This is a genomic window from Rhodobacteraceae bacterium S2214, from assembly GCA_025141675.1.
In the GTDB taxonomy this organism is placed as follows: domain Bacteria; phylum Pseudomonadota; class Alphaproteobacteria; order Rhodobacterales; family Rhodobacteraceae; genus Yoonia.
Genome location: CP081161.1, coordinates 2,494,934 through 2,516,764 on the forward strand (window position 1 = coordinate 2,494,934; position 21,831 = coordinate 2,516,764).

Genomic DNA, 21,831 nt, shown 5'->3' on the forward strand with positions numbered 1-21,831 from the left:
TTTAGAGAGTCAACGCATAGCATTTTAGGAAAGTTTATAAATAATTTTATAGTTAATAGGTCTTAACAGCCATTACTATTAACCAGTTAGAAACATTCCCAGTTTTCAAAAATCAACTAAATTTGGAACTAAATTAGTCCGAACTGACTGGCCAAAGCTGCGGCCTGAGGCCCCGTTTTGGCATCCAGTTTCAGCTTCGCGTTCTTCAACCTCTGCTTGATGGCACCTTCGCTGACGCCTAATTCATGTGCGATCTGCTTAATCCGTTCGCCGTTTTTAATCATTTGAAGCACTTCAAGTTCGGCGCGCGTCAGGTTTGACGGAGGTGCTGTTTCCTCATGACGTCGTTGGATAAATGCGTTCAGAAGCCGGATTTCGAGGTCTGTAAATTCGCGATCATTTCGTGCAAACGACCCGAAGGATCGTAAACCTTTTTGAACCTTGTCAGTGACAGATACAGTGGCCCCGTATCGCAGCCCAAATGTCTGTGCTTGGGCAAGCACCTTACGCGGGTCTTCTAGTTCAATTTCGCTCCAGCGAATCGCCGCTGCAGAACTGCTGTAGACCCATCTAATAACCGGATCGAACAGCATAAACCGCTGCATTGTGTAGTGTTCGACCCATGGCGGCGGGAAAGCATTTTGTTCTTCGAGAGGAAAAGCAAAACCGATACGCAACGCAATATGGAACCCTGCGGGCGCAAGCTGGTTGAGGTCATCAGAACTAAGGAGCCGTTCCATCAATTATCCTATTGAGCCGAACCCTCAAAAAGCACTAACACAAACACGACATCTCGGGTAACATGCGCCACACAGGTAGGTTTGGGCCTGTATATACTGAAACGTCATACAGGCAACTATAAAGCGAGTGCGATATTATGGCTGGACAGGCTGAAATAAAAGCGAAATTAGCAGAGCTGAAGGTCTTGTCACCTTCTGGCTACGCTTTGGCCTTGCACATCCGTTATACGACCCCGACTTTCTTGTTCCAGACATACGAAAAGAAGTGGTTGGATCACTATTCCCAGAACGGATACGTCATGACGGATCCGGCTGTGCATTGGGGGTTTGAAAACCGTGGATCCCGCACTTGGGCCGAATTGGCTGACTTGGATGTTGCTGGCGTTTTCAAAGCAGCTGCAGAGCACGGCCTGAAATACGGGATCGCATGCGCCGTTGGCGAAGACGCAAGCCCAAGCATTTGCGCGTTTGCCCGTCCTGACCGTGAATTTACGAAGGCCGAGACTGATGAAATCATGGGCCATCTGCACGAAATGCATGCGCTGACCGACAATCTACAGGCGCTTTCGCCTGAAACAGCGGCTGCGCTGAAAGAGATGTCGATTCTTTATACACACCCTGCAAATGACTGATTGTCTTTACACTTTGTTTAGGACGAAGTGAGACAACAAGGCCATGCAACAGCTTGGCCAATTATCCTCCGCATCCCCTACTCCGCCCGCTGGCCTTACGCGTCGGCGCAAGGCTGCATTGATCGTTCAAATGCTTTTCCGCGATGGGAACGGGATTCCCCTGACCCGTATGCCGGAAAAGCTGCAAGCGGCGTTGGCGCACGAACTTGGGGCTATTCGGCTCGTCGACAAATCGACGGTCGAACAGGTCGCGGCGGAATTTCTCGAAGAACTGGATTCAATCGGTCTTGTCGCACCCGGCAGCACGCTGCAAGCGCTTGATGCGCTTGGTGACCAGATCAGCCCTGATCTGGCCGAACGGTTGCGCGCAGAAATCATTGCTGCCCAAAATGGTGATCCATGGCCAATGGTGACGGCCCTGTCAGAAGACGATCTTGTCACGTTGATGGAAGCCGAAAGCACGCACATCGGCGCAATTGTTCTATCCAAACTGCCGGTCGCGAAGGCCGCTGAAGTTTTAGGAAAACTGCCGGGTGAACGCGCGCGGCGGATCAGTTTTGGTATGTCCCAAACATCGTCCGTTTCCCCTGGTGCAGTCCTGAAGATTGGTAAGGCGTTGATGCGCGATCATTGTGAAAAAACGACGATCGCATTCAATCGTGGGCCGGATGCACGCCTTGGCGCGATCTTGAACACCAGCCCTGCCGCCACCCGCGAAGATGTGCTGACATCGTTGAATGGCGATGATCCCAAGTTTGCAGATGATGTCCGCAAGAACATTTTCACATTTGCAGACATCGCGACACGGATCAAAGGAACCGATATCCCTGTCTGTATTCGCGCCGTTGATGCGGACGAACTGAATGTCGCAATTTCAGCGGCACTTGCAGGGTCCGACGACGAAGCCGCGGGGGCCGAATACATTCTGGCGAACATGTCCCAAAGGATGGCAGGATCAATTCGCGAAGCGGTTGACGAAATGGGCCCTGTGAAACGCAAAACTGGCGAAGCGGCGATGAATGTCGTCACGACCGCGATCCGTACATTGGCCGAAGACGGCGGGATTACCTATCAATCCACGGACGATGAAGACGACGAATAGACCCTGACGCGGGATCGGTGATGGACAGTCTGCGCTATCCTCAGGTATCGTCGCCAAATGACAGATAAGACACCACAAATCGGCAGACGTTGGCACGACATGGGCGGCGATGCCGCTGGTCCGGTTCCAGATGCGTCACATGACTTCGCAATCTGGGAAAAGCGCGTTGATGCGTTGATGGTCTTGTGCTCCACCAAGGGGCATTTCACGGTGGATGGTCTGCGCCGTGTCCTTGAAGACATGCCCGTCGAGAGCTTTGATCAGATGACGTATTATGAGCGCTGGATCATGTCGATCAATCAAAACTTGATCGAAGGCGGTGTCTATACGACGGCAGAACTTGCGCAAAAGATGTCGGAAGTTGCATCGCGTGGTACCACCTACGGGGACGCGGCAAGTGAGTAGCTTCAGCGTTCAGGAACATGTGCGGGTAAAGACAGACATCCCACCTGGTCACGTCCGCACCCCCTATTATCTGCGCGGCAAAAGTGGCGTCGTTGAACGCACACTCGGGCCATTTGCAAACCCCGAAGACCTTGCCTACGGGATCGCGGCGCAACCGGGCCAATTGTTGCGCGTGCGTTTTGACATGGCCGAGGTTTGGGGCGACGCTGCCGAAAACCCGACGGACATTCTTGAAGCGGAAATCTACGCACATTGGCTCGAAAGGATCACTGACGATGCCACATGATCATCACGACCATGACCACCTATCGCCTTCAGGCCATCCTTATCGTCCAGATCAGGACACGACGCTCACCTACTGGCAACAGATGGAAATCGCGATCCGTGAGATTTTGATCGACAAGGGTGTGACAACACCCGCAGAGATCGCCACACAAATCGAAGCGATGGATGCGCGTAGTCCGGCAGACGGCGCGGCCGTTGTTGCCCGCGCGTGGGTCGATCCCGCCTTTCGTGAAAGGCTGCTTGCGGATGGGTCGAGAGCCGCAAGCGAGATGGGCTTCGATATCGGTCCGATGAAATTGATCGCCGTGGAAAACACGTCTGACGTCCACAATATCGTCGTTTGCACGCTATGTTCGTGTTACCCGCGAAACCTGCTGGGCCTTCCGCCGGATTGGTATAAATCGCGGGCATACCGGTCCCGCACCGTCCGCGAACCGCGCTCTGTCTTGGCTGAATTTGGCGTGACTTTGCCGGATGATGTGACTGTTCGGGTCCACGATAGCACCGCAGATATGCGCTACGTCGTGATCCCTGCCCGCCCCGCTGGCACAGATGACATGTCTGAGGCGGCGCTTGCTGCACTTGTCACCCGCGACAGCATGATCGGCACAGGTATCGCGCGGAGCCCGCGTTAACCCCAATGGCAGACCGCGCCCCTTCACATGCAGATTGGCTGACAGATCGCGTGTTGCGCGGCCTGTTGGGCACGGTCATGCAACTGCCCTATGAAAAGCGCGTCCGTGCGATGGGTCGTATCATGGCGAACGGGATTGGGCCGCTGACCAGCTACCGCACCCGCGCTGAAACAAACCTTGCGAGAATCTACCCTGATCAGTCACCTGCAGACCGTCGGGCGATGGCCACCGCCGTTTGCGACAACTTTGGCCGCACGCTGATTGAAAACTATTCTTGGCGGGAATTCGGGCAGCGGCTGTCGGATACGGTTCCGGTTGGCGAAGGTCTCGATGCGCTGGCACAGGCCCGCGAATCCGAGACACCTGTCATCTTTGTCACTGGCCATATCGGCAATCACGAAGCGCCCCGTCACGTGCTGACGCAAACCGGCCTGACCATCGGCGGGCTTTATCGTCCAATGGCAAATCCCTATTTCAACGCCCACTACGCCAAAACCATGTCGTCATGGGGCGGGCCTGTTTTTGCGCAGGGTCGCCAAGGCACCATCGGCTTCGCCAAACATCTGAAATCAGGCGGTATGGCGACGCTATTGTTCGACGTGGCCAATAGCGGCGGCATCAACCTGCCGTTTCTGGGGCATCCAGCGCGTACTGCGACCTCTGCCGCTGACCTTGCTTTGCGGCTGGGGGCAATCGTGATTCCCTATTTCGGTATTCGAAAAGACGACGGCCTGAGCTTTGACGTTCATGTCGAAGCGCCGATCGCGCCGGACACGCCAGAGATCATGATGACGGAAATGACTAAACGCTTGGAAGCACGGGTCACTGCGACGCCTGCACAATGGTTCTGGGTTCACAGACGTTGGAAGCAGCCGAAGGGTAAGCCTGCTGCTAGTTAATCAGTTTGGCTGCACCTGCGACCGGACCGTTTGTGCCACGTTGCACGATAACTGCGACTTGATCAGCGTCGGTCACATCGGCTTCGAAACTGATGGGTTCCACGCCGTCCCACTGTCCAAGAACAGTGATCGACTGCACGACGTTGGAATACTGGATTGTTTTTCCAGCGTTTTCACCACGTTGAATGTCGATAGATTGGACCGGCAAAATCTGCGCCAGTTGCACAACATAGCCATCTGGAGCCGGCGCATCGTCCATCTGGGCCGTAATGCTCAGCGTGTCTTCGGTCCACGTCAGGTCCACATCAACGGGCTGGTCTTCGATCCGGCGTGCGGCGATCAGATCAGCCACATCCATGCCACGTGCGCCGATAACGATGTCCTGCCCTGCAATCACGAACTGTGGCGTATAGATCGTCGTTTCACCTGCCGCGCGGGCATAATCCTGTTGGCGCTGGGTGTAAGCGGGATTGGCGAATTCATCGACCCAACCAATGTAATCCCAGTAATCAACATGTAACGCCAATGCGATAACGTCGTCACGTGCGGCCAATTCGGTCAGCATCTCATCTGCCGGCGGACAAGAGGAGCAGCCTTGCGACGTATAAAGTTCAACCACAACAGGCGACATATCGGCCAAAGCCGGTGCTGCAAAGCAGGTCGTCATCAAGGCGGCAGTCCGCAAAAGGTGGCGCATAGGGATTCTCTTCTTTTGGCTACGGACACACATCTAAGGATTAACTGGCACACAGGCCAATCAACCAATCGCGAGCAACATGTCATACTTGCCAGTGGCGACCCGAATGCCACGGTTTTTACAACCGTCGCGCGTCATTGTGTGCAACGGTATACAAATTAACCCTTGATCCTCCGCACCCCTTGGTGCAAAAGCCAATCAAGCCAAATCTTCCTCATTTGAAAGGGACAGCCATGACTGTAACCGTTGGCACAGATACAGCCAAAACCCGTAAAACCCTGACCGTTGGTGGCAAGTCCATCGACTATTATTCTATCGAAGCTGCAGAAGCCGCAGGCCTTGGCGATTTTTCCAAGCTGCCAGCCGCGTTGAAAGTGGTCCTTGAAAACCTGCTGCGTTTCGAAGACGGCGGTTTCTCTGTATCAACAGACGACATCAAGGCGTTTTCTGATTGGGCTGTCAAAGGCGGCAAGAACCCGATTGAAATCGCGTACCGCCCTGCCCGCGTTCTGATGCAGGATTTCACCGGCGTTCCAGCTGTTGTTGACCTTGCTGCGATGCGCGACGGTATTGTGGCGCTTGGCGGTGACGCTCAGCAGATCAACCCGCTGAACCCAGTTGATCTGGTCATCGACCACTCTGTGATGATCGACGAATTCGGCAACCCACGTGCGTTCCAGATGAACGTGGACCGTGAATACGAACGGAACCTCGAACGCTACACATTCCTGAAATGGGGTCAGAAAGCGTTTAACAACTTCCGTGTTGTTCCTCCGGGCACAGGTATCTGTCACCAGGTGAACCTCGAATATCTCGCGCAGACGGTTTGGACAGACACTGACCAAAACGGCGTTGAAGTGGCTTACCCTGACACGCTCGTCGGAACTGATTCCCACACAACAATGGTCAACGGTTTGGCCGTTCTGGGTTGGGGCGTTGGCGGTATCGAAGCTGAAGCTGCGATGCTTGGTCAGCCCGTGTCCATGCTGATCCCAGAAGTTGTTGGCTTTGAGCTGACAGGCGAAATGGTCGAAGGCACAACAGGCACCGACCTCGTGCTGAAAGTTGTCGAAATGCTCCGCGAAATGGGCGTTGTCGGCAAATTCGTTGAATTCTACGGCGAAGGTCTGGACCGTCTGCCACTGGCAGACCGTGCAACCATCGCAAACATGGCACCAGAATACGGTGCGACATGTGGCTTCTTCCCAATTGATGGCGAAACACTGCGTTACCTGCGGAACACTGGCCGCGACGAAGACCGGATCGCTTTGGTCGAAGCCTACGCAAAAGCCAACGGTTTCTGGCGCGATGCGGACTACGCACCAGTCTACACAGCAACATTGTCGCTTGATATGGGCACAATCGTTCCAGCGATTTCAGGTCCAAAGCGTCCACAAGATTACGTTGCACTGACTGGCGCGAAATCTGCATTCGCCAAAGAAATGGAAGAGACCTTCAAACGTCCAATGGGCAAAGAAGTAACTGTCGCCGGCGAAGACTACACAATGGAATCAGGCAAAGTTGTTATCGCTTCCATCACGTCCTGCACCAACACATCCAACCCATACGTCATGATCGGCGCTGGCCTTGTTGCACGTAAAGCGGCGGCACTGGGTCTGGACCGGAAACCTTGGGTCAAAACATCGCTCGCACCTGGTTCACAGGTTGTGTCCGAATACCTTGAAGCAGCTGGCCTGCAAGAAGATCTCGACAAAATCGGGTTCAACTTGGTTGGCTACGGTTGCACCACATGTATCGGTAACTCTGGCCCGATCCAGAAAGAACTGTCCGACGCCATTGCCGAAGGCGATCTGGTCGCGACATCCGTTCTGTCCGGTAACCGGAACTTCGAAGGCCGGATTTCACCAGACGTGCGCGCGAACTACCTCGCGTCCCCGCCTCTGGTCGTGGCCTACGCGCTGGCTGGCACAATGGACATCAACTTGTCCACTGATGCCATCGGTCAGGACAAAGACGGCAACGACGTCTTCCTGAAAGATATCTGGCCAACCAACCAAGAGATCAACGATCTGGTTGAACAGACAGTGACCCGCGAAGCGTTTATCAAGAAATACGCTGACGTCTTCAAAGGCGACGAAAAATGGCAGGCCGTTCAGACACCGGATTCTGAAACATACGACTGGCCAGCCGCGTCAACCTACATCCAAAACCCGCCCTACTTCCAAGGTATGTCCAAGGATCCAGGCAAAATCAGCAACCTGTCCGGCGCGAAAGTCATGGCGATCTTGGGTGATATGGTCACAACTGACCACATCTCTCCTGCTGGGTCATTCAAGGACACAACACCTGCGGGTCAGTACCTGATCGAACGTCAGGTGCCTGTGCGTGAATTTAACTCCTACGGCTCACGTCGCGGGAACCACGAGGTCATGATGCGCGGCACCTTCGCCAACATCCGCATCAAGAACGAAATGCTCGATGGTGTTGAAGGCGGCTACACAAAAGGTCCAGATGGCAACCAAGCAGCGATCTTTGACGCGGCAATGGCGCATCAGGAAGCAGGCACGCCGCTGGTCGTCTTCGCAGGCGAACAATACGGTGCTGGCTCTTCACGTGACTGGGCAGCCAAAGGCACAGCCCTGCTGGGCGTGAAAGCGGTGATCGCTGAAAACTTTGAACGTATCCACCGGTCCAACCTCGTTGGCATGGGTGTCATTCCGTTCGAATTCACTGGCGGCGACACACGTAAATCACTTGGCCTGACAGGTGACGAAACAGTTGCGATCTCTGGTCTCGACACAATCGAGCCTTTGCAAAACGTACCGGCGACCATCACGATGGGCGACGGCACCGTGAAAGAGATCACAGTCAAATGCCGCATCGATACAGCGGTCGAGATTGAATACATCGAAAACGGCGGTGTGCTGCACTACGTGCTGCGTAACCTCGCCAAAGCGGCCTAAACCCCGCTCTCTCGAAAAACGAAAAGGCCCGCGTCTGACGCGGGCCTTTTGCATTTCTTTTGGTCCTAAATATCCCCGCCGGAGGCATCAAACGCTGCGGCACACAACACAATCTAATGCGGACCGCACCACTGCAACCCGCGCGTCATAATCATGAAATCCTCAGCCTTGCTGAGGTCAATCAGGTCAAACCTATTCGGCCAGCGCGGCTTCTAGCGCAGGCAAGAACTGCTGTTCAACAACCGACCCGACCAGCGGGCCGACGTGCCGATGCAGGACAGTCCCATCGCCACCGATGATGAACGTCTCGGGCGGTGCTGTGACGCCCCAATCAATCGCGGACCGACCACGCGGATCAAAGCCCGTGGCAAAGAACGGATTACCATCGTCTTCCAAATATTCAGTCGCTTGATCCTGCAAATCGCGGAAATTGATCCCCGCGACGCGGTAACCAGCCGCATCGAGTTCCAGCAAATACGGGTGTTCAGCACGGCAAGGCGGGCACCAACTGGCCCAGAAATTCACGATTGTGACTTCGCCCGATTGCAGGTCGTCTACCGTCAACAATGGCTCGCCGTTGATCGCCTCTGCCGGCAATGCGGGCGCAGTTTGCCCGACAAATTGCGACGGCAATTGACCCGGATTTTCGCGGAACATCCCGCTGAGAAACAACCCTGCCAACCCTGCAAAAATCACAGGCGGTAGCACGAGCATCGGTGACACTTTAGCCATTCTTTTCAATCCGTTCCAACGCCGCCTTCACGCGACGGCCTTGCCATATAGATAGGCCGATCAAGCCCCCTAACAAGCCCAGCGAAATCCCGTAGGACATCAAAATCTCGAACGCATAGGCACCCAAATCCGGCATCATGCCCTCCTTGCCCGCGCTTCTAGCGCTTTGATCCGGCGCAACCGCACCTCCATGCGTGTCCGCAGCAAAACCAACGCCACAAACAGCAGCCCGAAGCCGATCATCGTGATCACCAGCGGTTGCCAGAACACGTCCGACACGTTCTCTTCTTTATCCAACGACAGCGACGCGCCTTGGTGCAGACCTTGGCTCCAGAATTGTGCGGCGTAGCGTGACAGGATCGCGAAAATTGACCCGACAAGGCACAGGATCGATGTCAGATCTGCCGCCGTGTCCGAATCCTCGATCGCGGACCACAGTGCCATGTAGCCGAGGTAGAACAGAAACAGGATCAGGAATGACGTTAGTCGCGGATCCCATTCCCAATATGTCCCCCAAATCGGTGATCCCCACAGTGCACCTGTAACCAAAGCGATCAGCGTCATCGTGATCCCGACAGGTGCCGCTGCCTTGGCTGCCAGTGCCGACACGTGATGCCGACGCACGATCCAGATCAACGACGCTACTAGCATCATCAACCACGCATTGATCGCCATTAGCGCTGCGGGGACATGCAAGTAGATGATCTTGACCGTCGACCCCTGCCGGAAATCATCAGGCGTGAAAAAGAACCCCCAGATCAATCCAACCGCTAGACATAGCGCCGCCGCCCCTGCCACCCAAGGCAGCACAGGTCGCGTCCAATCCATGAATTTCTTTGGATTTGCGTATTCCCACAATGACATCAGTACCATCAACTCCCTAGGCCATGGGCCTGTCTAACGCAGATTAACCCGCAATGCAGCAGCCGTAGCGAAGGGTAGCACTGCAATTGACCCTAATGTGATCACGCCGAGCAACATCAGCGGTGTCGTGGCCTGCATCCCGTCCGCCCCGCGCCTGACCGCATCCGCCCCCATGATCAGCGTCGGGACATAAAGCGGCAAAACCAGCAATGATAGCAACAGGCCACCGCGTCGCAGCCCCACGGTCAGCGCCGCCCCAAAAGTGCCGATCATCGACAGACCGGGCGTGCCGATCAGCAGTGAGATTACGAGGAACCAGTAGGCATCTGTCGGTAGGTGCAACAGAAACCCTAATACGGGCGCTGCAAAGCAAAGTGGCAGTCCGGTGGTGATCCAATGCGCCAGCGCCTTGATCAAGCTGACACCTTCCAAAGGCAGCGGTGATGTGGCGAGTAACGCCAGTGATCCGTCTTCAAAATCGAGTGCAAAAATCCGGTCGAGCGACAAAAGTGCTGCCAACAGTGCCGCGACCCATAGAATGCCCGGTGCGATCTTGCTCAGCAGCCCCGCCTCTGGCCCAACCCCAAATGGCACGAGCACCACCACGATCAGAAAAAACGCGAGCCCAAGGCCAAAGCCACCGCCTGCCCGAATGGCCAGTCGCAAGTCTCGCATCAGAAGCGCGATCACAAGCCCGCCCTCATAAAAACGCCTCGTCCGACGCCCCGTCGTTGTCGGTCTCAACGGCTTTGAACGGTGTCAGATCCAGTTCCGGCAGGTCCAGCCCGAGGTCGATGTGGGTGGCGATCACGGCCGCACCGCCTAGTGCCAAATGCTGCTCCGCCAAGAATTTCGCGAACATCTTGACGGAAAACCCGTCAAGCGACACCGTCGGTTCGTCCAGCAACAAAACGGGTCGCCCGACCACGGCCAAACGCGACAGGCCCAACCGGCGCTTTTGCCCCGCCGATAATGTCCCCGCGATCCGGTCTTTCAGGTCTGCGATTTCAAAGTGGTCGAAGGCTGCGTCGTCCAACTTTCCGCCGTGGACTTCAGCCCAGAACGCAAGGTTTTCGCGCACTGTCAGCGCATCTTTCACGCCGTCGGCGTGGCTTGCGTAGGCCGTTGTTTCGGGTTCCGCGATCACGTCGCCTTTCAGCGCAGGTTGCAGTCCCGCGATCGTCCGCAGTAACGTCGTCTTCCCGATCCCGTTGGGCCCGCGCAGCACCAATGCTTCGCCCACCTTCACCGCAAATCCAACATTTGCAAGCACAGCGATACCGCCGCGCGTACAGGTCAGATCACGGACCTCCAGCATTAAACCGGAATAAGGGCCACCGCGATGCGGCGCCCTTCGGACAACAAGACGTTATAGGTCCGGCACGCGGCAGGTGATGCCATCGCTTCGACACCCAATCCGGCCTCTTCCAATGCGTCGCGGAAATCGGTCGGCAGATGCGCAATTTCCGCCCCTGTCCCGATAAACACCACATCGATGTCGTCCTTGCGGGTCAGGATCGTTTCTACGTCGTCGTATCCGCCCCACGGGGCCACGCCACCAGAAAACGCACAGATTGCCCCTTCGAACATCTGTCCGCCGATCCGAAAGAAACCCGGTCCGTAGCTGTCGACTGGTTTGCTATCATCATACTGGATTTCGTTCAGGCGCATCTGCGATCCCCCTTAAGCGTCGATGTTGGCGTATTGGTTGCCGACAGTTGGCGCCTTCTTGGACCAGTCACGTTTGACGCCAAGCATCAACAGGGCTGCGGTCGCCACGAACACGGATGAATACGTCCCGATAAACACGCCCCACATCATCGCAAAGACGAAGCCACGGATTACGTCACCGCCAAGGATGAACAACGCAAGAAGCGCCAGCATCGTGGTGACGGAGGTCATCAAGGTCCGGCTCAGCGTTTCGTTGATCGAGATGTTCAGCACCTCTTTCAGCGGCTTTTGTTTGTACTTGCGCAGGTTTTCCCGCACGCGGTCAAACACAATCACCGTATCGTTGATCGAATAGCCAACGATGGTCAAAAGCGCCGCGATAATGGCTAGATCGAACTTGATCTGCAGTTCCGAGAAAATCCCAATGGTCAGCACCACATCGTGGACAAGTGCCAGAACAGCACCCACCGCGAACTGCCATTCGAACCGCAGCCAAATGTAGAGCAGGATCGCGCCCACAGCCATCGCCACGGCGATGAACGCGGTCTTGATCAATTCGCCAGACACCTTTGGACCAACGGATTCGACTGACGGGAATGTCACAGTGCTATCAATCGCCAGCAACGCGCCTTTGACCGCATCAATGGTTTCAACCGCGACACTTTCCTGACCGTCTTGAGCTTGGATGCGGATCATTGCGACGTTTTGGTCATCGGCAAAGTTTGGATCGAAGACTTCGGTAATCGACACATCGCCAAGGTCCAGCGGCGCAATCGCGGCACGGTATTCACCGACGTCGATTGTTTGCTCTGATTGGGTCCGGATGGATGTCCCGCCTTGGAAATCAATGCCGTAGTTCAGGCCCTGATACATGAAGGAACCAAAGGCCACGACAACCAGAACCGCCGACATTCCCAGCCACAATTTAGCACGGCTAAAGAAGTCGAATGCAGTGTTGTCCTTGACCAACTTCAAGAAGCCCTTGATCGGCAGGACCTTCGGTTTCTTACGGCCATACCAGATCACGATGATCGCACGGGTCACAAAGATAGCGGTGAAGACGGATGTGATGATCCCCAGCCCCAAGGTGATCGCAAAGCCCCTTACAGGACCGGACCCTGCAAGGAAAAGGATCAACGCCGTGATGAAGGTCGTGACGTTCGCATCCAGAATGGAAGACAGCGCCTTTTCATAGCCCAGCTCAATCGCGCGGGCCGATCCTTTGGCGGTTTTCATTTCTTCTTTGATCCGCTCAAAGATGATGACGTTCGCATCCACCGCCATACCGATCGTCAACACGATCCCCGCGATACCCGGCAAGGTCAGCGTGGCACCAATCATCGACAACAGGCCAAAGATCAGGCCGACGTTGATGATCAGGGCGACGTTCGCAAAGATGCCGAACAGACCGTAGGACAACGCCATGTAGATCAGAATACCCAAGCCCGCGATGATACAGGCGATTTTACCTGCATCGATGCTGTCTTGGCCCAGCTCTGGCCCGATCGTCCGTTCTTCGAGGAACGTCAGTTCCGCAGGCAATGCCCCTGCCCGCAAAAGAACAGCAAGGTTTGTGGATTCGGCGACGCTAAAGTCACCTGTAATGATGCCGGACCCGCCTGGAATGTGGCTTTGGATCGTTGGGGCGCTGATCACTTCGTTATCCAAAACAATCGCAAAAGGCGCGCCAATGTTTTCTAGCGTATAGTCACCGAATTTACGGGCACCCGTTGGGTTGAACCGGAAATTCACGGCAGGACGGCTGTTCTGATCGAACGCAGGCTGCGCGTCGGTGAGTTCCTCACCGGTCACCACAGGTGTCCGTTCGAGGATGTAATACACACCCGGTTCATCCAAGGACGGCACGATTTCGTTGCCTGAACCCGGCGCTTCGCCCGGATCGCTGACACGGCCTACGACGGGCTGGAATGTCAGTTGCGCGGTCGTGCCGATCAGTTCTTTGACTTCTTCGGCGGACCCGATGCCCGGGACTTGGATCAAGATACGCGATGTACCCTGACGCTGAATTGTCGGTTCGCGTGTGCCCACTTCGTCGATCCGGCGGCGAATAATCTCAAGCGATTGCAGGATCGTGCGTTCGTCTACCGCCTGCTTTTCGGCCTCGGACAGAGTTACGGTGAAGATATTGCCGTTGGCCGTCACTTCGATGTTGCTGGCACCTGCACCTGTCAGGCTGACAATTGGCTGGGCCAAACCGCGGACCAGTTCCAACGCACGGGCAACACCCGTTTCTTCGGAGATCGAGAACCGCAGCACATCTTCGGGTGCGTCTAGATCGCGTTGGACAAACCCAATCGCGTCACGTTCGGCGACCAACGTATCGCGGACTTCTGGCCACATGCCATCCATCACGGACGCGTAAACCTGTTCGACCTGCACTTCGGCAAGCAGATGCGCACCGCCGCGCAGATCAAGGCCAAGATTAACCAGACCGGACGGCAAGAAGTCAGGCCAAAGGCCGTAATCAGCCTCTAGCTCTTCGTTTGTTTGACCACCGTCGATCAGGACCGCCGCATCATTGTGCTTTTCCACGTTCGTGTAAAAGCCGTTGGGCAAAGCCAGCAAAAGGCCAACCGCGCAGGTCAGCCAGATCATGGTTTGCTTGAATGCAGAAATCTGGAGCATGTCAGGTGGCCTCCCCGGCCAAACGTATCGTCGTCGGTCGTATAGTCAGGCTTATTTGGCTGGTTCGGTCTTGTTCACAACAGTCGCGATTGTGGACCGTACAACGCGCACGTTCACGCCTTGTGCGATTTCAACTTCAACTTCGTTGCTGTCGTCTTTAACCTTTGTCACTTTGCCCATCACGCCACCTTGGGTGATCACCTGATCGCCGCGACGCAATGCAGATACCATTGCCTGATGTTCCTTCAGCTTCTTTTGCTGTGGACGGATCAAAAGGAAGTACATGATCCCGAAAATGAGAAGCAATGGAACGAGTGATTCAATACCCTGCATGGAGGTCCCCAGTCTGTTGAGCCGCCGCAGCGGTCGTCTGTTTATCTGTTGTCCGGACACACATTGCCCGAAGTCGCAGCACATTAGGTTGGAGGGCTAGGAATGGCAACGCGGATCGCTTGGTTTTCTTAACGCTTTTCACGGTTCACAGCCCCCTTTGTTTGAGGCATATGGGGGCACGATTTCAAATCTTCCAGACAAGGACAGAACAAATGCATGATATCCGCATGATCCGTGACAATCCCGCCGCTTTCGATGCGGCCCTGTCTCGCCGTGGAGATGCGCCCTTGTCGTCCGAGATTTTGGCGATTGATACAGCACGCCGCGAGAAAATTCAGGCCGCTGAAACGGCGCAAGCTGACGCGAACAAAGCCGCCAAAGAAGTCGGTGCCGCCAAGGGCCGTGGCGACGAGGATGAATTCCAGCGTCTGCGTGCGCTTGTGTCTGAAAAGAAGGCGCAAATCGCCACGCTGAACGACGAAGCCAAAGCCGAAGACCAGCGTTTGACTGACCTTTTGGCGACGATCCCGAACCTGCCGTATGACGACGTTCCCGAAGGCGCAGATGAAGACGACAACGTCGAAGTCAAGAAATGGGGCGAACCGCGCGAGATGAGCTTTGCGAAGGAACACTTTGAAATTCCAGCAGCAATTCCGGGTCTTGATTTCGCGACGGCTGGCAAATTGTCCGGTTCCCGCTTTGTGAACATGAAAGGCGCTGTCGCCCGCGTTCACCGCGCCTTGGGTCAATTCATGATCGATGTGCATGTCGAAGAAAACGGGTTGGAAGAGATTTCGACGCCAGTTCTGGTCCGTGACGAAGCCATGTATGGCACCGACAAATTGCCGAAATTTGGTGACGACAGCTACCAGACAACAAATGGCTGGTGGTTGATCCCGACGTCCGAAGTGACCCTGACCTATTCCGTCGCAGGTGACGTGCTGGAAGCCGCCGACCTGCCCCGCCGCATGACCGCCCACACGTTGTGCTTCCGGTCTGAAGCTGGTTCAGCGGGCCGCGATACGTCCGGTATGTTGCGTCAGCACCAGTTCGAAAAAGTCGAGATGGTGACAGTTTGTCACCCCGACACATCCGACGACGAACAAAAACGTATGCTGCGCTGCGCCGAGGATATTCTTGAACGCCTCGAAGTTCCATATCGCACGGTTCTGCTTTGCACCGGCGACATGGGCTTTGGCGCGCGTCGCACCTACGACATTGAAGCATGGCTGCCCGGTCAGAACACCTACCGCGAGATATCAAGCGTCTCTACCACGGGTGATTTCCAAGCACGTCGCATGAATGCACGGTTTAAACCCGAAGGCGGCGGCAAACCCGAATTCGTCCATACGCTGAACGGCTCTGGCCTTGCAGTTGGGCGTGCGTTGATTGCAGTGCTCGAAAACGGACAGCAGGAAAACGGTTCAATCAATCTGCCAACTGCCCTGCACCCGTACCTGCGTGGCAAAACGGCCATCACAGCCGACGGCACTCTCGTTTAATCAGGTGGTAGCAGCGGATCCTTTCCAAGGGTTCGCTGCACCGCATCCATGACTTTTGCCAATGTGCTAGGCCGATAATTGGCGTCACAGGCAATCCGCGCCTTCGTCACATCGGCCACTGTGATTGGGTCTGAAGGTCCTGCCCTGTCTTGGGACAAGAATCCTAACATACCGCTGAGCATGCCGGCTTTCTTGCTCATCACGGATTCACGCACGTTATAGCCTGCGGCGATTTTCTCGATGACCTCGGTCCGCATGTCCAATCCGGCAGTCCGCGCACCTTCCGCGATCCAACCAAAACTGGCGGCCGCCAAACCACCCTTTGCAACGCCGCCGCCAATCGTTCCGTGATCGCCCGGAAACCACTCCTGACGATACGGCCAATCGCCGACGGTTGCGGGGTCGAGGGTCACGTCGTCCTCGCCAGCCAACGCAAGTTTGTTCAGGCGGTCCAGATTATCCCATAGCGATGGCGGGAACGTCCGGCGGCGTTCGTCAATGGCAACCGCATGGCGGGCAGATGCGACACTGCGCGACAGATCGGTATCGTGAAACTGATATTTCCTGTTGAACAGCTTTGCTGCCGCCAAAAACCCCGGAACACCTAACGCACCAACCGTGTCCCAGACCCCCAAATAGGCAAGGTTCAGTTTAACACAAAGCCCCGCTTTGGTTTGCACACGCCAGTTAAACTCGGCCTCGCTGGTGGCGGTGTAGGGCGAAAAATCACGGCGGAATAAGAAACTTTCGGGATCGTCCGGCTTGGTTTCAGGATCGCGGGATCGGTATCGCGCCAACGCTTCTGGTATCCGCCCGACCGCATCGCGCGGCGGAATGCCACAAGACCGGATCATACCTGCCAGCGACCGCGCCGTATATGCGCCCCGTGAAAAGCCGAAGATGTAGACTTCGTCCCCCGGTTCATAGCAAAACACCAAGGCGCGGTAGACCTCTTCGATATTCTCGGTCAGCCCCCAACCAAGCGCCCCGCCCCCGAATTTATCCAGCGTTTTTGCAATCTTATTGCCGCCGCGCCCCGACCCCACGCCGATCTGGTAGATCACGTGCTGGGTCATTCCATCTTCGGCCGTGAGCCGCACCGCCTGCGCCATACGCACCACGTTCGTGGGATGTGGCGCATCATGCGTGTTCCACGTGCCGTCACAAAAAATCGCAATCCGTTTCATGATACGCTCCCTCTGGTTGCGTCAACGATCTGCGATTACCCCTAGGTCAACAAGTCCGAATTTCCTGACTTTTAAGTGAACCAAACAGCGGGCCGAGAGTATCTAGGGTATGATATATGCAATCCTCACAGTTCTTTTCACCGCGAGTTTCGTGATCTCGCCTGCTTTCACAACCTTTACAGGGTTTGAATCCAACCAACTGCCGATTCCGCAGATTGACCCACCGATTCAGCCTGCCGGTTATGCATTCAGCATCTGGGGCCTGATTTACGCGTGGTTGGTTGTGTCGGCCGTTTTTGGCGTCTGGAAACGCAGCGACGATCCCGCGTGGGACAAAGCACGCCCCTATCTGATCGCGTCGCTCGTTATCGGGACGCCGTGGTTATTTGTGGCAACGCAAAGCGCAATTCTGGCGACGGTGATGATTATCGCGATGGCGGTCACAGCGATCATTGCACTGCTGCGGGCGCCCGCGCTTGACCAGTGGTGGTTCCGCGTGCCTGTGGGCATCTATGCAGGTTGGCTGACAGCGGCGAGTTTTGTGTCCATCGGCAGCACGATGGCCGGTTATGGCGTTGTGTTCGGCAGCCTTGGCTGGGCGTACATCGGGATTATCGGTGCGTTGGTCGTGGGGCTAACTGTTTACAGTCAACGCCCCGCGCTCGAATACCTACTGACCATTGTTTGGGCGCTGGTCGGGATCATCGTTGCCAACCAAGGCGGTGAACAAACTGTGCTGTGGTTAGCCCAAGGCGGGATCGCCGCCTTGGTGATCGTTATGATTTGGAGCGGCCTTTCCGCTCGGTCGTCCCAGGCGTCGCCATATGCTTAGACAGGCGTGACGGCTGGTAGGACTTCTTGTCTTTATACGGGTTCTTGTCGCCCTGATCGCGCAGGTACAGTCGGATCGGCGTACCGGGCATGTCGAAATCATTCCGCAGCCCGTTGACCAGATACCGACGATAGCTTTCGGGCACGAGGTCGGGGAACGACGACATGACCACAAAGGCAGGCGGACGTGTCTTCACCTGTGTCGCATAACGCATCTTGATGCGGCGACCACCTGGTGCGGGCGGCGGGTGCTGTTCGAGCATACCGGTCAGCCAGCGGTTCAACTGCGCGGTGGTCGCACGGCGGTTCCATACTTCATGTGCACGCATGATCGCTTGTTGGAGACGATCAAGCCCTTTGCCCGTCTTCGCAGAGACCGTCACCAAAGGTGCGCCCTTTAGCTGCGGCAGCAGGCGTGCAAATTCTTCTTTCAGCTCTTTCAGCTTTTCTTGCTTGTTCGCCTCGATGTCCCACTTGTTGACAGCGATCACAACGGCGCGGCCTTCGCGTTCCGCCAAATCGGCGATCCGCAAATCCTGTTGTTCAAACGGGATGTCGGCGTCGAGCAGAACCACAACGACTTCGGCAAATTTTACGGCGCGCAGCCCGTCGGAGACAGACAGCTTTTCGATCTTCTCTTGGACTTTCGCCTTTTTGCGCATTCCAGCGGTGTCAAAAATCCGCATCGGCACACCGTCCCAGTCCTGCTGGACGGAAATCGCGTCGCGCGTGATACCCGCTTCGGGACCAGTCAGCAGACGCTCTTCACCGATGATTTGGTTGATCAGCGTTGATTTACCCGCGTTCGGGCGACCGACAACGGCAATTTGCAATGGCTTTTCACGGGTTGGAATGCGGACTTCGTCATCGTCGTCGTCAGACACATCCACGTCAACATCCGGCGCATCAGCGGCGGCACGTTCGGCGTTCGCATCATGGATCGGACGCAATACGTCCATCAGTTCGCCCATGCCTTCACCGTGTTCGGCAGACATCCGGATCGGTTCGCCAAGACCGAGCGAATAGGCCTCGAGGATCGTCGCGTCAGCGGCTTTGCCTTCGCCCTTGTTCGCGGCCAGAATAACGTTGGCGTTTTTCTTACGCAGGATTTCAGCGAAAACCATATCGGCAGGCAAAACCCCTGCCCGTGCGTCGATCATGAAAAGACACACATCGGCCATTTCAACAGCGCGTTCGGTCAGGCGACGCATACGTCCCTGAAGGCTGTCATCGGTCGCATCTTCCAATCCGGCAGAATCAATCACCGTGAATTTGAGGTCGGCAATCCGGCCAGCCCCTTCACGCAAATCACGCGTTACCCCGGGTTGGTCATCGACCAAAGCCAGTTTTTTCCCAACCAAGCGGTTGAAAAGAGTGGATTTCCCGACATTGGGACGGCCCACGATCGCGAGGGTAAAGCTCATTTCATTTCTCCTAGCCGGAGCGGCAACAGATGTCGCTTACCGGAAAGCGTGCAATTGCCCTGTTTTCGAGACGACGTAAAGGGTCTGTCCTGCAACAACCGGGTTTGACGCAGCACCACCTTCAAGCGGGATAGCCCCAACAAGCGCGCCAGACACCGGATCAAACTGCCGGATCACCCCGTCGGACGACGCGACGATCAGACGTCCGCCCGCTAGGACGGGGCCGTAATGCGCCACAACTTCGTTGGAACTGCCGAAAGTGCCAGCCTCTAGCAATCCGGGCAGTTGGACCTTCCAGACGGGTGTCCCGTCGCTGTCGTTCAAACGGACAAGTTCGTTCAGGTCGTTGACCGCAAAGACCGCATTGCCAACAGGCCAGACAGGGCTGACTGCGCCTTCTTGGGCTGTCCAAATCCGGTCGCCGTTGGACACGTCCAGTTTCACGATCTGACCCGCAAAGTTACCGACGTAAACGTCATTGCCTTTGATCACGGGATCACCCGCAATATCGCTGATCGTCGCCGCAGCACTGCCCGTCCGCGCACCGCTGACAACAGTTGACCACCGACGCAAACCGCCTTCTGGGAATGTCGCGACGACTTCGCCAGACGGGAACGGGAACACGGCAATGCCGCTATCAACTGCAACGCCTGCACCGCCACCAAACACGCCAAGCGCCGGTGTCGCCGAAAGCTGCCAACGGATGCGGCCGCTGTCCACTTCCAACGCCCAGCCAGTCCCGTCGCGGCCTACGATATAGGCCAGATCGCCAAAGACAGTCGGTGCAGATACGCCGGGTGCGTCAAGGTCTTGCGTCCAGACTTCGCCACCAGTGGCAGCATCTAGCATCACAACTTCGCCAAAGCCCGTGGTCACAAACACACGGCCTGCCGCAATCGCCACACCACCGCCAGACGCATCACGCGCCCCGTCACTGCCCGGTGTCAGGTTCACTGACCAAAGCCGCGTCCCGCTGGTGGCAGTCGCTGTCACATTTGCACGCGCATCAAGCGTGTAGATCACACCGTTAGAGACAACGGGGTCCGCTGTAATACGGGCCCGCCGGCTGTCGCCTTCGCCGATGGAAGTCGCAAACACCTGACGCGGTGCGCCAGACAAAGCGGGATGGGTGAGCTGATGCGAAGCGTTACCGTTGCGATGTGTCCATGACGCATTCGCGACTTGACCGGGCAACGAAATCGGCAATGCCTGATTGACGATATTCTGCTGCGGGCGAATGTCGAAACGTTCTCCCGGAAGGATCACGTCTGTTTCTCCACAGCCAAGCAGGACTGCAAAGGCGCACACCGCGCTAAATCGGAAATACCCTGTCACGACGATTGCCCCTTCGCGATCTTATTCTTAGTCACCCGCAGCTTATTCAGCGGCGGCTGGTTCTACTTCTTCGCCAAGCGCCACCATCAAGGTTTGCGCACGATCACGCAAGCCCCGAGACACTGCCGCGTCTTCCAAAATCGCACGCAATCCGTTAGCCGCAGCGTCGGTGTCGCCTGCCGCGACATCCATCATCGCGATTTGCTCCAGCGCGAGCAAACGATACGGCATTCCGGGTGTTGCGAGGGATTGCAGCATTTGGCGACGCGCTGCTGGATCTTCGCCTTCGATCGCAATCGTGGCGGATTTAAACGTTGCTACATCGCGGTAAGCCTGCGGGATCACGTCGCTTGCCGCCAACGCATCAAGCGTGGCCTTGGCCGCAACCAGATCACCGGAACTTTGCTGCGCTGCAGCCGTTAGCAATCCTGTGACGGCTTCTGCTGGTCCATCTGTCGTGACCGCAGCCAATGCTGTTGCCCGTTCAGCGACATCGTCATTTGCAAGTGCTTCGATCAGCGCATCACCTGCCGCTTGTGCAGCCGCACGATCCTGCGCTTTTGTCCATTCAGAATAAGCAGCCCCGCCAACCAAAACGAGGATCAGCGCAATCGCGATCCACCCGTATTTCTTGACGTATCCAAACAACTGGTCGTTACGGACTTCTTCCGAAACTTCGTTGATAAAACTATCGGTATCGCTCACGGTATCCCCCTCAGTGCGCCGCATCTTTGCGCGGGCGCAAACTGCCTTGTGCGGGGTACATATCGCGAAGGCTGGCGGATTGCCAAGGCCCCACAGACCCATCGGCGAATTTGTGACGACACAAAGGGTTGCGGCGGCGCAGAAAACGACCTTGCGGCAACTTGGCAAACACCCTAAAACTGAACTAATTAGTTTAGTGCTCTTTTATGAAACCAAAACGCCCCTACTTACGTAGAGTTAATTAGATACGGCAATACACACAGTTGCGTCCAAAATTACGAA

Annotated in this window: 23 protein-coding genes; 9 read left to right on the forward strand and 14 right to left on the reverse strand. The window is 56.0% G+C overall.

Features of this window, described 5'->3' with window-relative positions:
- Window positions 1-128 precede the first annotated feature (128 nt).
- The gene (locus tag K3729_12510; GenBank protein ID UWQ98276.1) at window positions 129-740 is read right to left on the reverse strand and encodes an autoinducer binding domain-containing protein; all 612 of its coding nucleotides are present in this window, start codon (window positions 738-740) and stop codon (window positions 129-131) included.
- Window positions 741-982: 242 nt separating this feature from the next.
- On the opposite strand from K3729_12510, the gene K3729_12515 reads away from it, so the two are divergent.
- The 6 genes from K3729_12515 to K3729_12540 are packed head-to-tail and all read left to right on the forward strand — an operon-like array spanning window position 983 to window position 4,698.
- On the forward strand, window positions 983-1,372 hold the full coding sequence (locus K3729_12515) for an autoinducer binding domain-containing protein (protein UWR01044.1): 390 nt from the start codon (window positions 983-985) through the stop codon (window positions 1,370-1,372).
- Window positions 1,373-1,415: 43 nt separating this feature from the next.
- Complete coding sequence (locus tag K3729_12520; GenBank protein UWQ98277.1) at window positions 1,416-2,474, forward strand: flagellar motor switch protein FliG; 1,059 nt, start codon at window positions 1,416-1,418, stop codon at window positions 2,472-2,474.
- Window positions 2,475-2,531: 57 nt separating this feature from the next.
- On the forward strand, window positions 2,532-2,879 hold the full coding sequence (locus K3729_12525; protein ID UWQ98278.1) for a nitrile hydratase subunit beta: 348 nt from the start codon (window positions 2,532-2,534) through the stop codon (window positions 2,877-2,879).
- Entirely contained in the window at window positions 2,872-3,165 is a 294-nt protein-coding gene (locus K3729_12530) for a nitrile hydratase subunit beta (protein UWQ98279.1), read from the forward strand. Before K3729_12525 ends, K3729_12530 begins: the two co-directional genes overlap by 8 nt.
- Window positions 3,155-3,799 carry a nitrile hydratase subunit alpha gene (gene nthA, locus K3729_12535; GenBank protein UWQ98280.1) on the forward strand — a complete coding sequence of 215 codons (645 nt, stop codon included), beginning with the start codon at window positions 3,155-3,157 and terminating at the stop codon, window positions 3,797-3,799. Before K3729_12530 ends, nthA begins: the two co-directional genes overlap by 11 nt.
- Before the next feature lie 5 nt (window positions 3,800-3,804).
- A complete protein-coding gene (locus K3729_12540) occupies window positions 3,805-4,698 on the forward strand; it encodes a lysophospholipid acyltransferase family protein (protein UWQ98281.1) in 894 nt (297 codons plus the stop codon).
- On the opposite strand, the gene K3729_12545 is transcribed toward K3729_12540, so the two are convergent.
- On the reverse strand, window positions 4,691-5,395 hold the full coding sequence (locus K3729_12545) for a DUF1223 domain-containing protein (GenBank protein UWQ98282.1): 705 nt from the start codon (window positions 5,393-5,395) through the stop codon (window positions 4,691-4,693). The two genes, K3729_12540 and K3729_12545, sit on opposite strands and share 8 nt — an antisense overlap.
- Window positions 5,396-5,628: 233 nt before the next feature.
- Here K3729_12545 and acnA point away from each other — a divergent pair, with 233 nt between their 5' ends.
- A complete protein-coding gene (gene acnA / locus K3729_12550) occupies window positions 5,629-8,319 on the forward strand; it encodes an aconitate hydratase AcnA (GenBank protein ID UWQ98283.1) in 2,691 nt (896 codons plus the stop codon).
- A 192-nt stretch (window positions 8,320-8,511) separates the two neighbouring features.
- On the opposite strand, the gene K3729_12555 is transcribed toward acnA, so the two are convergent.
- The 8 genes from K3729_12555 to yajC are packed head-to-tail and all read right to left on the reverse strand — an operon-like array spanning window position 8,512 to window position 14,565.
- On the reverse strand, window positions 8,512-9,051 hold the full coding sequence (locus K3729_12555; GenBank protein UWQ98284.1) for a DsbE family thiol:disulfide interchange protein: 540 nt from the start codon (window positions 9,049-9,051) through the stop codon (window positions 8,512-8,514).
- On the reverse strand, window positions 9,044-9,190 hold the full coding sequence (ccmD, locus tag K3729_12560; GenBank protein ID UWQ98285.1) for a heme exporter protein CcmD: 147 nt from the start codon (window positions 9,188-9,190) through the stop codon (window positions 9,044-9,046). The genes K3729_12555 and ccmD overlap by 8 nt, the downstream gene beginning before the upstream one ends.
- Complete coding sequence (locus tag K3729_12565; GenBank protein UWR01045.1) at window positions 9,187-9,915, reverse strand: heme ABC transporter permease; 729 nt, start codon at window positions 9,913-9,915, stop codon at window positions 9,187-9,189. The genes ccmD and K3729_12565 overlap by 4 nt, the downstream gene beginning before the upstream one ends.
- A gap of 33 nt (window positions 9,916-9,948) precedes the next feature.
- Entirely contained in the window at window positions 9,949-10,605 is a 657-nt protein-coding gene (gene ccmB, locus K3729_12570; GenBank protein ID UWQ98286.1) for a heme exporter protein CcmB, read from the reverse strand.
- Window positions 10,606-10,615: 10 nt separating this feature from the next.
- Entirely contained in the window at window positions 10,616-11,233 is a 618-nt protein-coding gene (ccmA, locus tag K3729_12575; GenBank protein UWQ98287.1) for a heme ABC exporter ATP-binding protein CcmA, read from the reverse strand.
- A complete protein-coding gene (locus K3729_12580; GenBank protein ID UWQ98288.1) occupies window positions 11,233-11,586 on the reverse strand; it encodes an Mth938-like domain-containing protein in 354 nt (117 codons plus the stop codon). The genes ccmA and K3729_12580 overlap by 1 nt, the downstream gene beginning before the upstream one ends.
- Before the next feature lie 12 nt (window positions 11,587-11,598).
- The gene (gene secD / locus K3729_12585; GenBank protein ID UWQ98289.1) at window positions 11,599-14,232 is read right to left on the reverse strand and encodes a protein translocase subunit SecD; all 2,634 of its coding nucleotides are present in this window, start codon (window positions 14,230-14,232) and stop codon (window positions 11,599-11,601) included.
- A gap of 51 nt (window positions 14,233-14,283) precedes the next feature.
- Window positions 14,284-14,565 (reverse strand): preprotein translocase subunit YajC, encoded by a 282-nt coding sequence (yajC, locus tag K3729_12590; GenBank protein ID UWQ98290.1) that lies wholly within the window; start codon window positions 14,563-14,565, stop codon window positions 14,284-14,286.
- A gap of 212 nt (window positions 14,566-14,777) precedes the next feature.
- Between yajC and serS the strand changes: the two genes are divergently transcribed.
- Window positions 14,778-16,067 carry a serine--tRNA ligase gene (gene serS, locus K3729_12595; protein ID UWQ98291.1) on the forward strand — a complete coding sequence of 430 codons (1,290 nt, stop codon included), beginning with the start codon at window positions 14,778-14,780 and terminating at the stop codon, window positions 16,065-16,067.
- Here the strand turns inward: serS and K3729_12600 are convergent.
- Window positions 16,064-17,254: a DUF2235 domain-containing protein gene (locus K3729_12600; GenBank protein UWQ98292.1), complete on the reverse strand. Its 1,191-nt coding sequence runs from the start codon at window positions 17,252-17,254 to the stop codon at window positions 16,064-16,066. The genes serS and K3729_12600 overlap by 4 nt on opposite strands.
- A 109-nt stretch (window positions 17,255-17,363) precedes the next feature.
- Between K3729_12600 and K3729_12605 the strand changes: the two genes are divergently transcribed.
- Entirely contained in the window at window positions 17,364-18,086 is a 723-nt protein-coding gene (locus tag K3729_12605) for a tryptophan-rich sensory protein (GenBank protein ID UWQ98293.1), read from the forward strand.
- On the opposite strand, the gene der is transcribed toward K3729_12605, so the two are convergent.
- From der to K3729_12620, 3 genes are read right to left on the reverse strand one after another with little or no spacing between them, the layout of a single operon-like run.
- Window positions 18,031-19,509: a ribosome biogenesis GTPase Der gene (gene der, locus K3729_12610; GenBank protein ID UWQ98294.1), complete on the reverse strand. Its 1,479-nt coding sequence runs from the start codon at window positions 19,507-19,509 to the stop codon at window positions 18,031-18,033. The two genes, K3729_12605 and der, sit on opposite strands and share 56 nt — an antisense overlap.
- Window positions 19,510-19,545: 36 nt before the next feature.
- A complete protein-coding gene (locus tag K3729_12615) occupies window positions 19,546-20,844 on the reverse strand; it encodes a PQQ-like beta-propeller repeat protein (protein ID UWQ98295.1) in 1,299 nt (432 codons plus the stop codon).
- A 42-nt stretch (window positions 20,845-20,886) separates the two neighbouring features.
- A complete protein-coding gene (locus tag K3729_12620; GenBank protein UWQ98296.1) occupies window positions 20,887-21,549 on the reverse strand; it encodes a hypothetical protein in 663 nt (220 codons plus the stop codon).
- Between the last annotated feature and the right edge of the window lie 282 nt (window positions 21,550-21,831).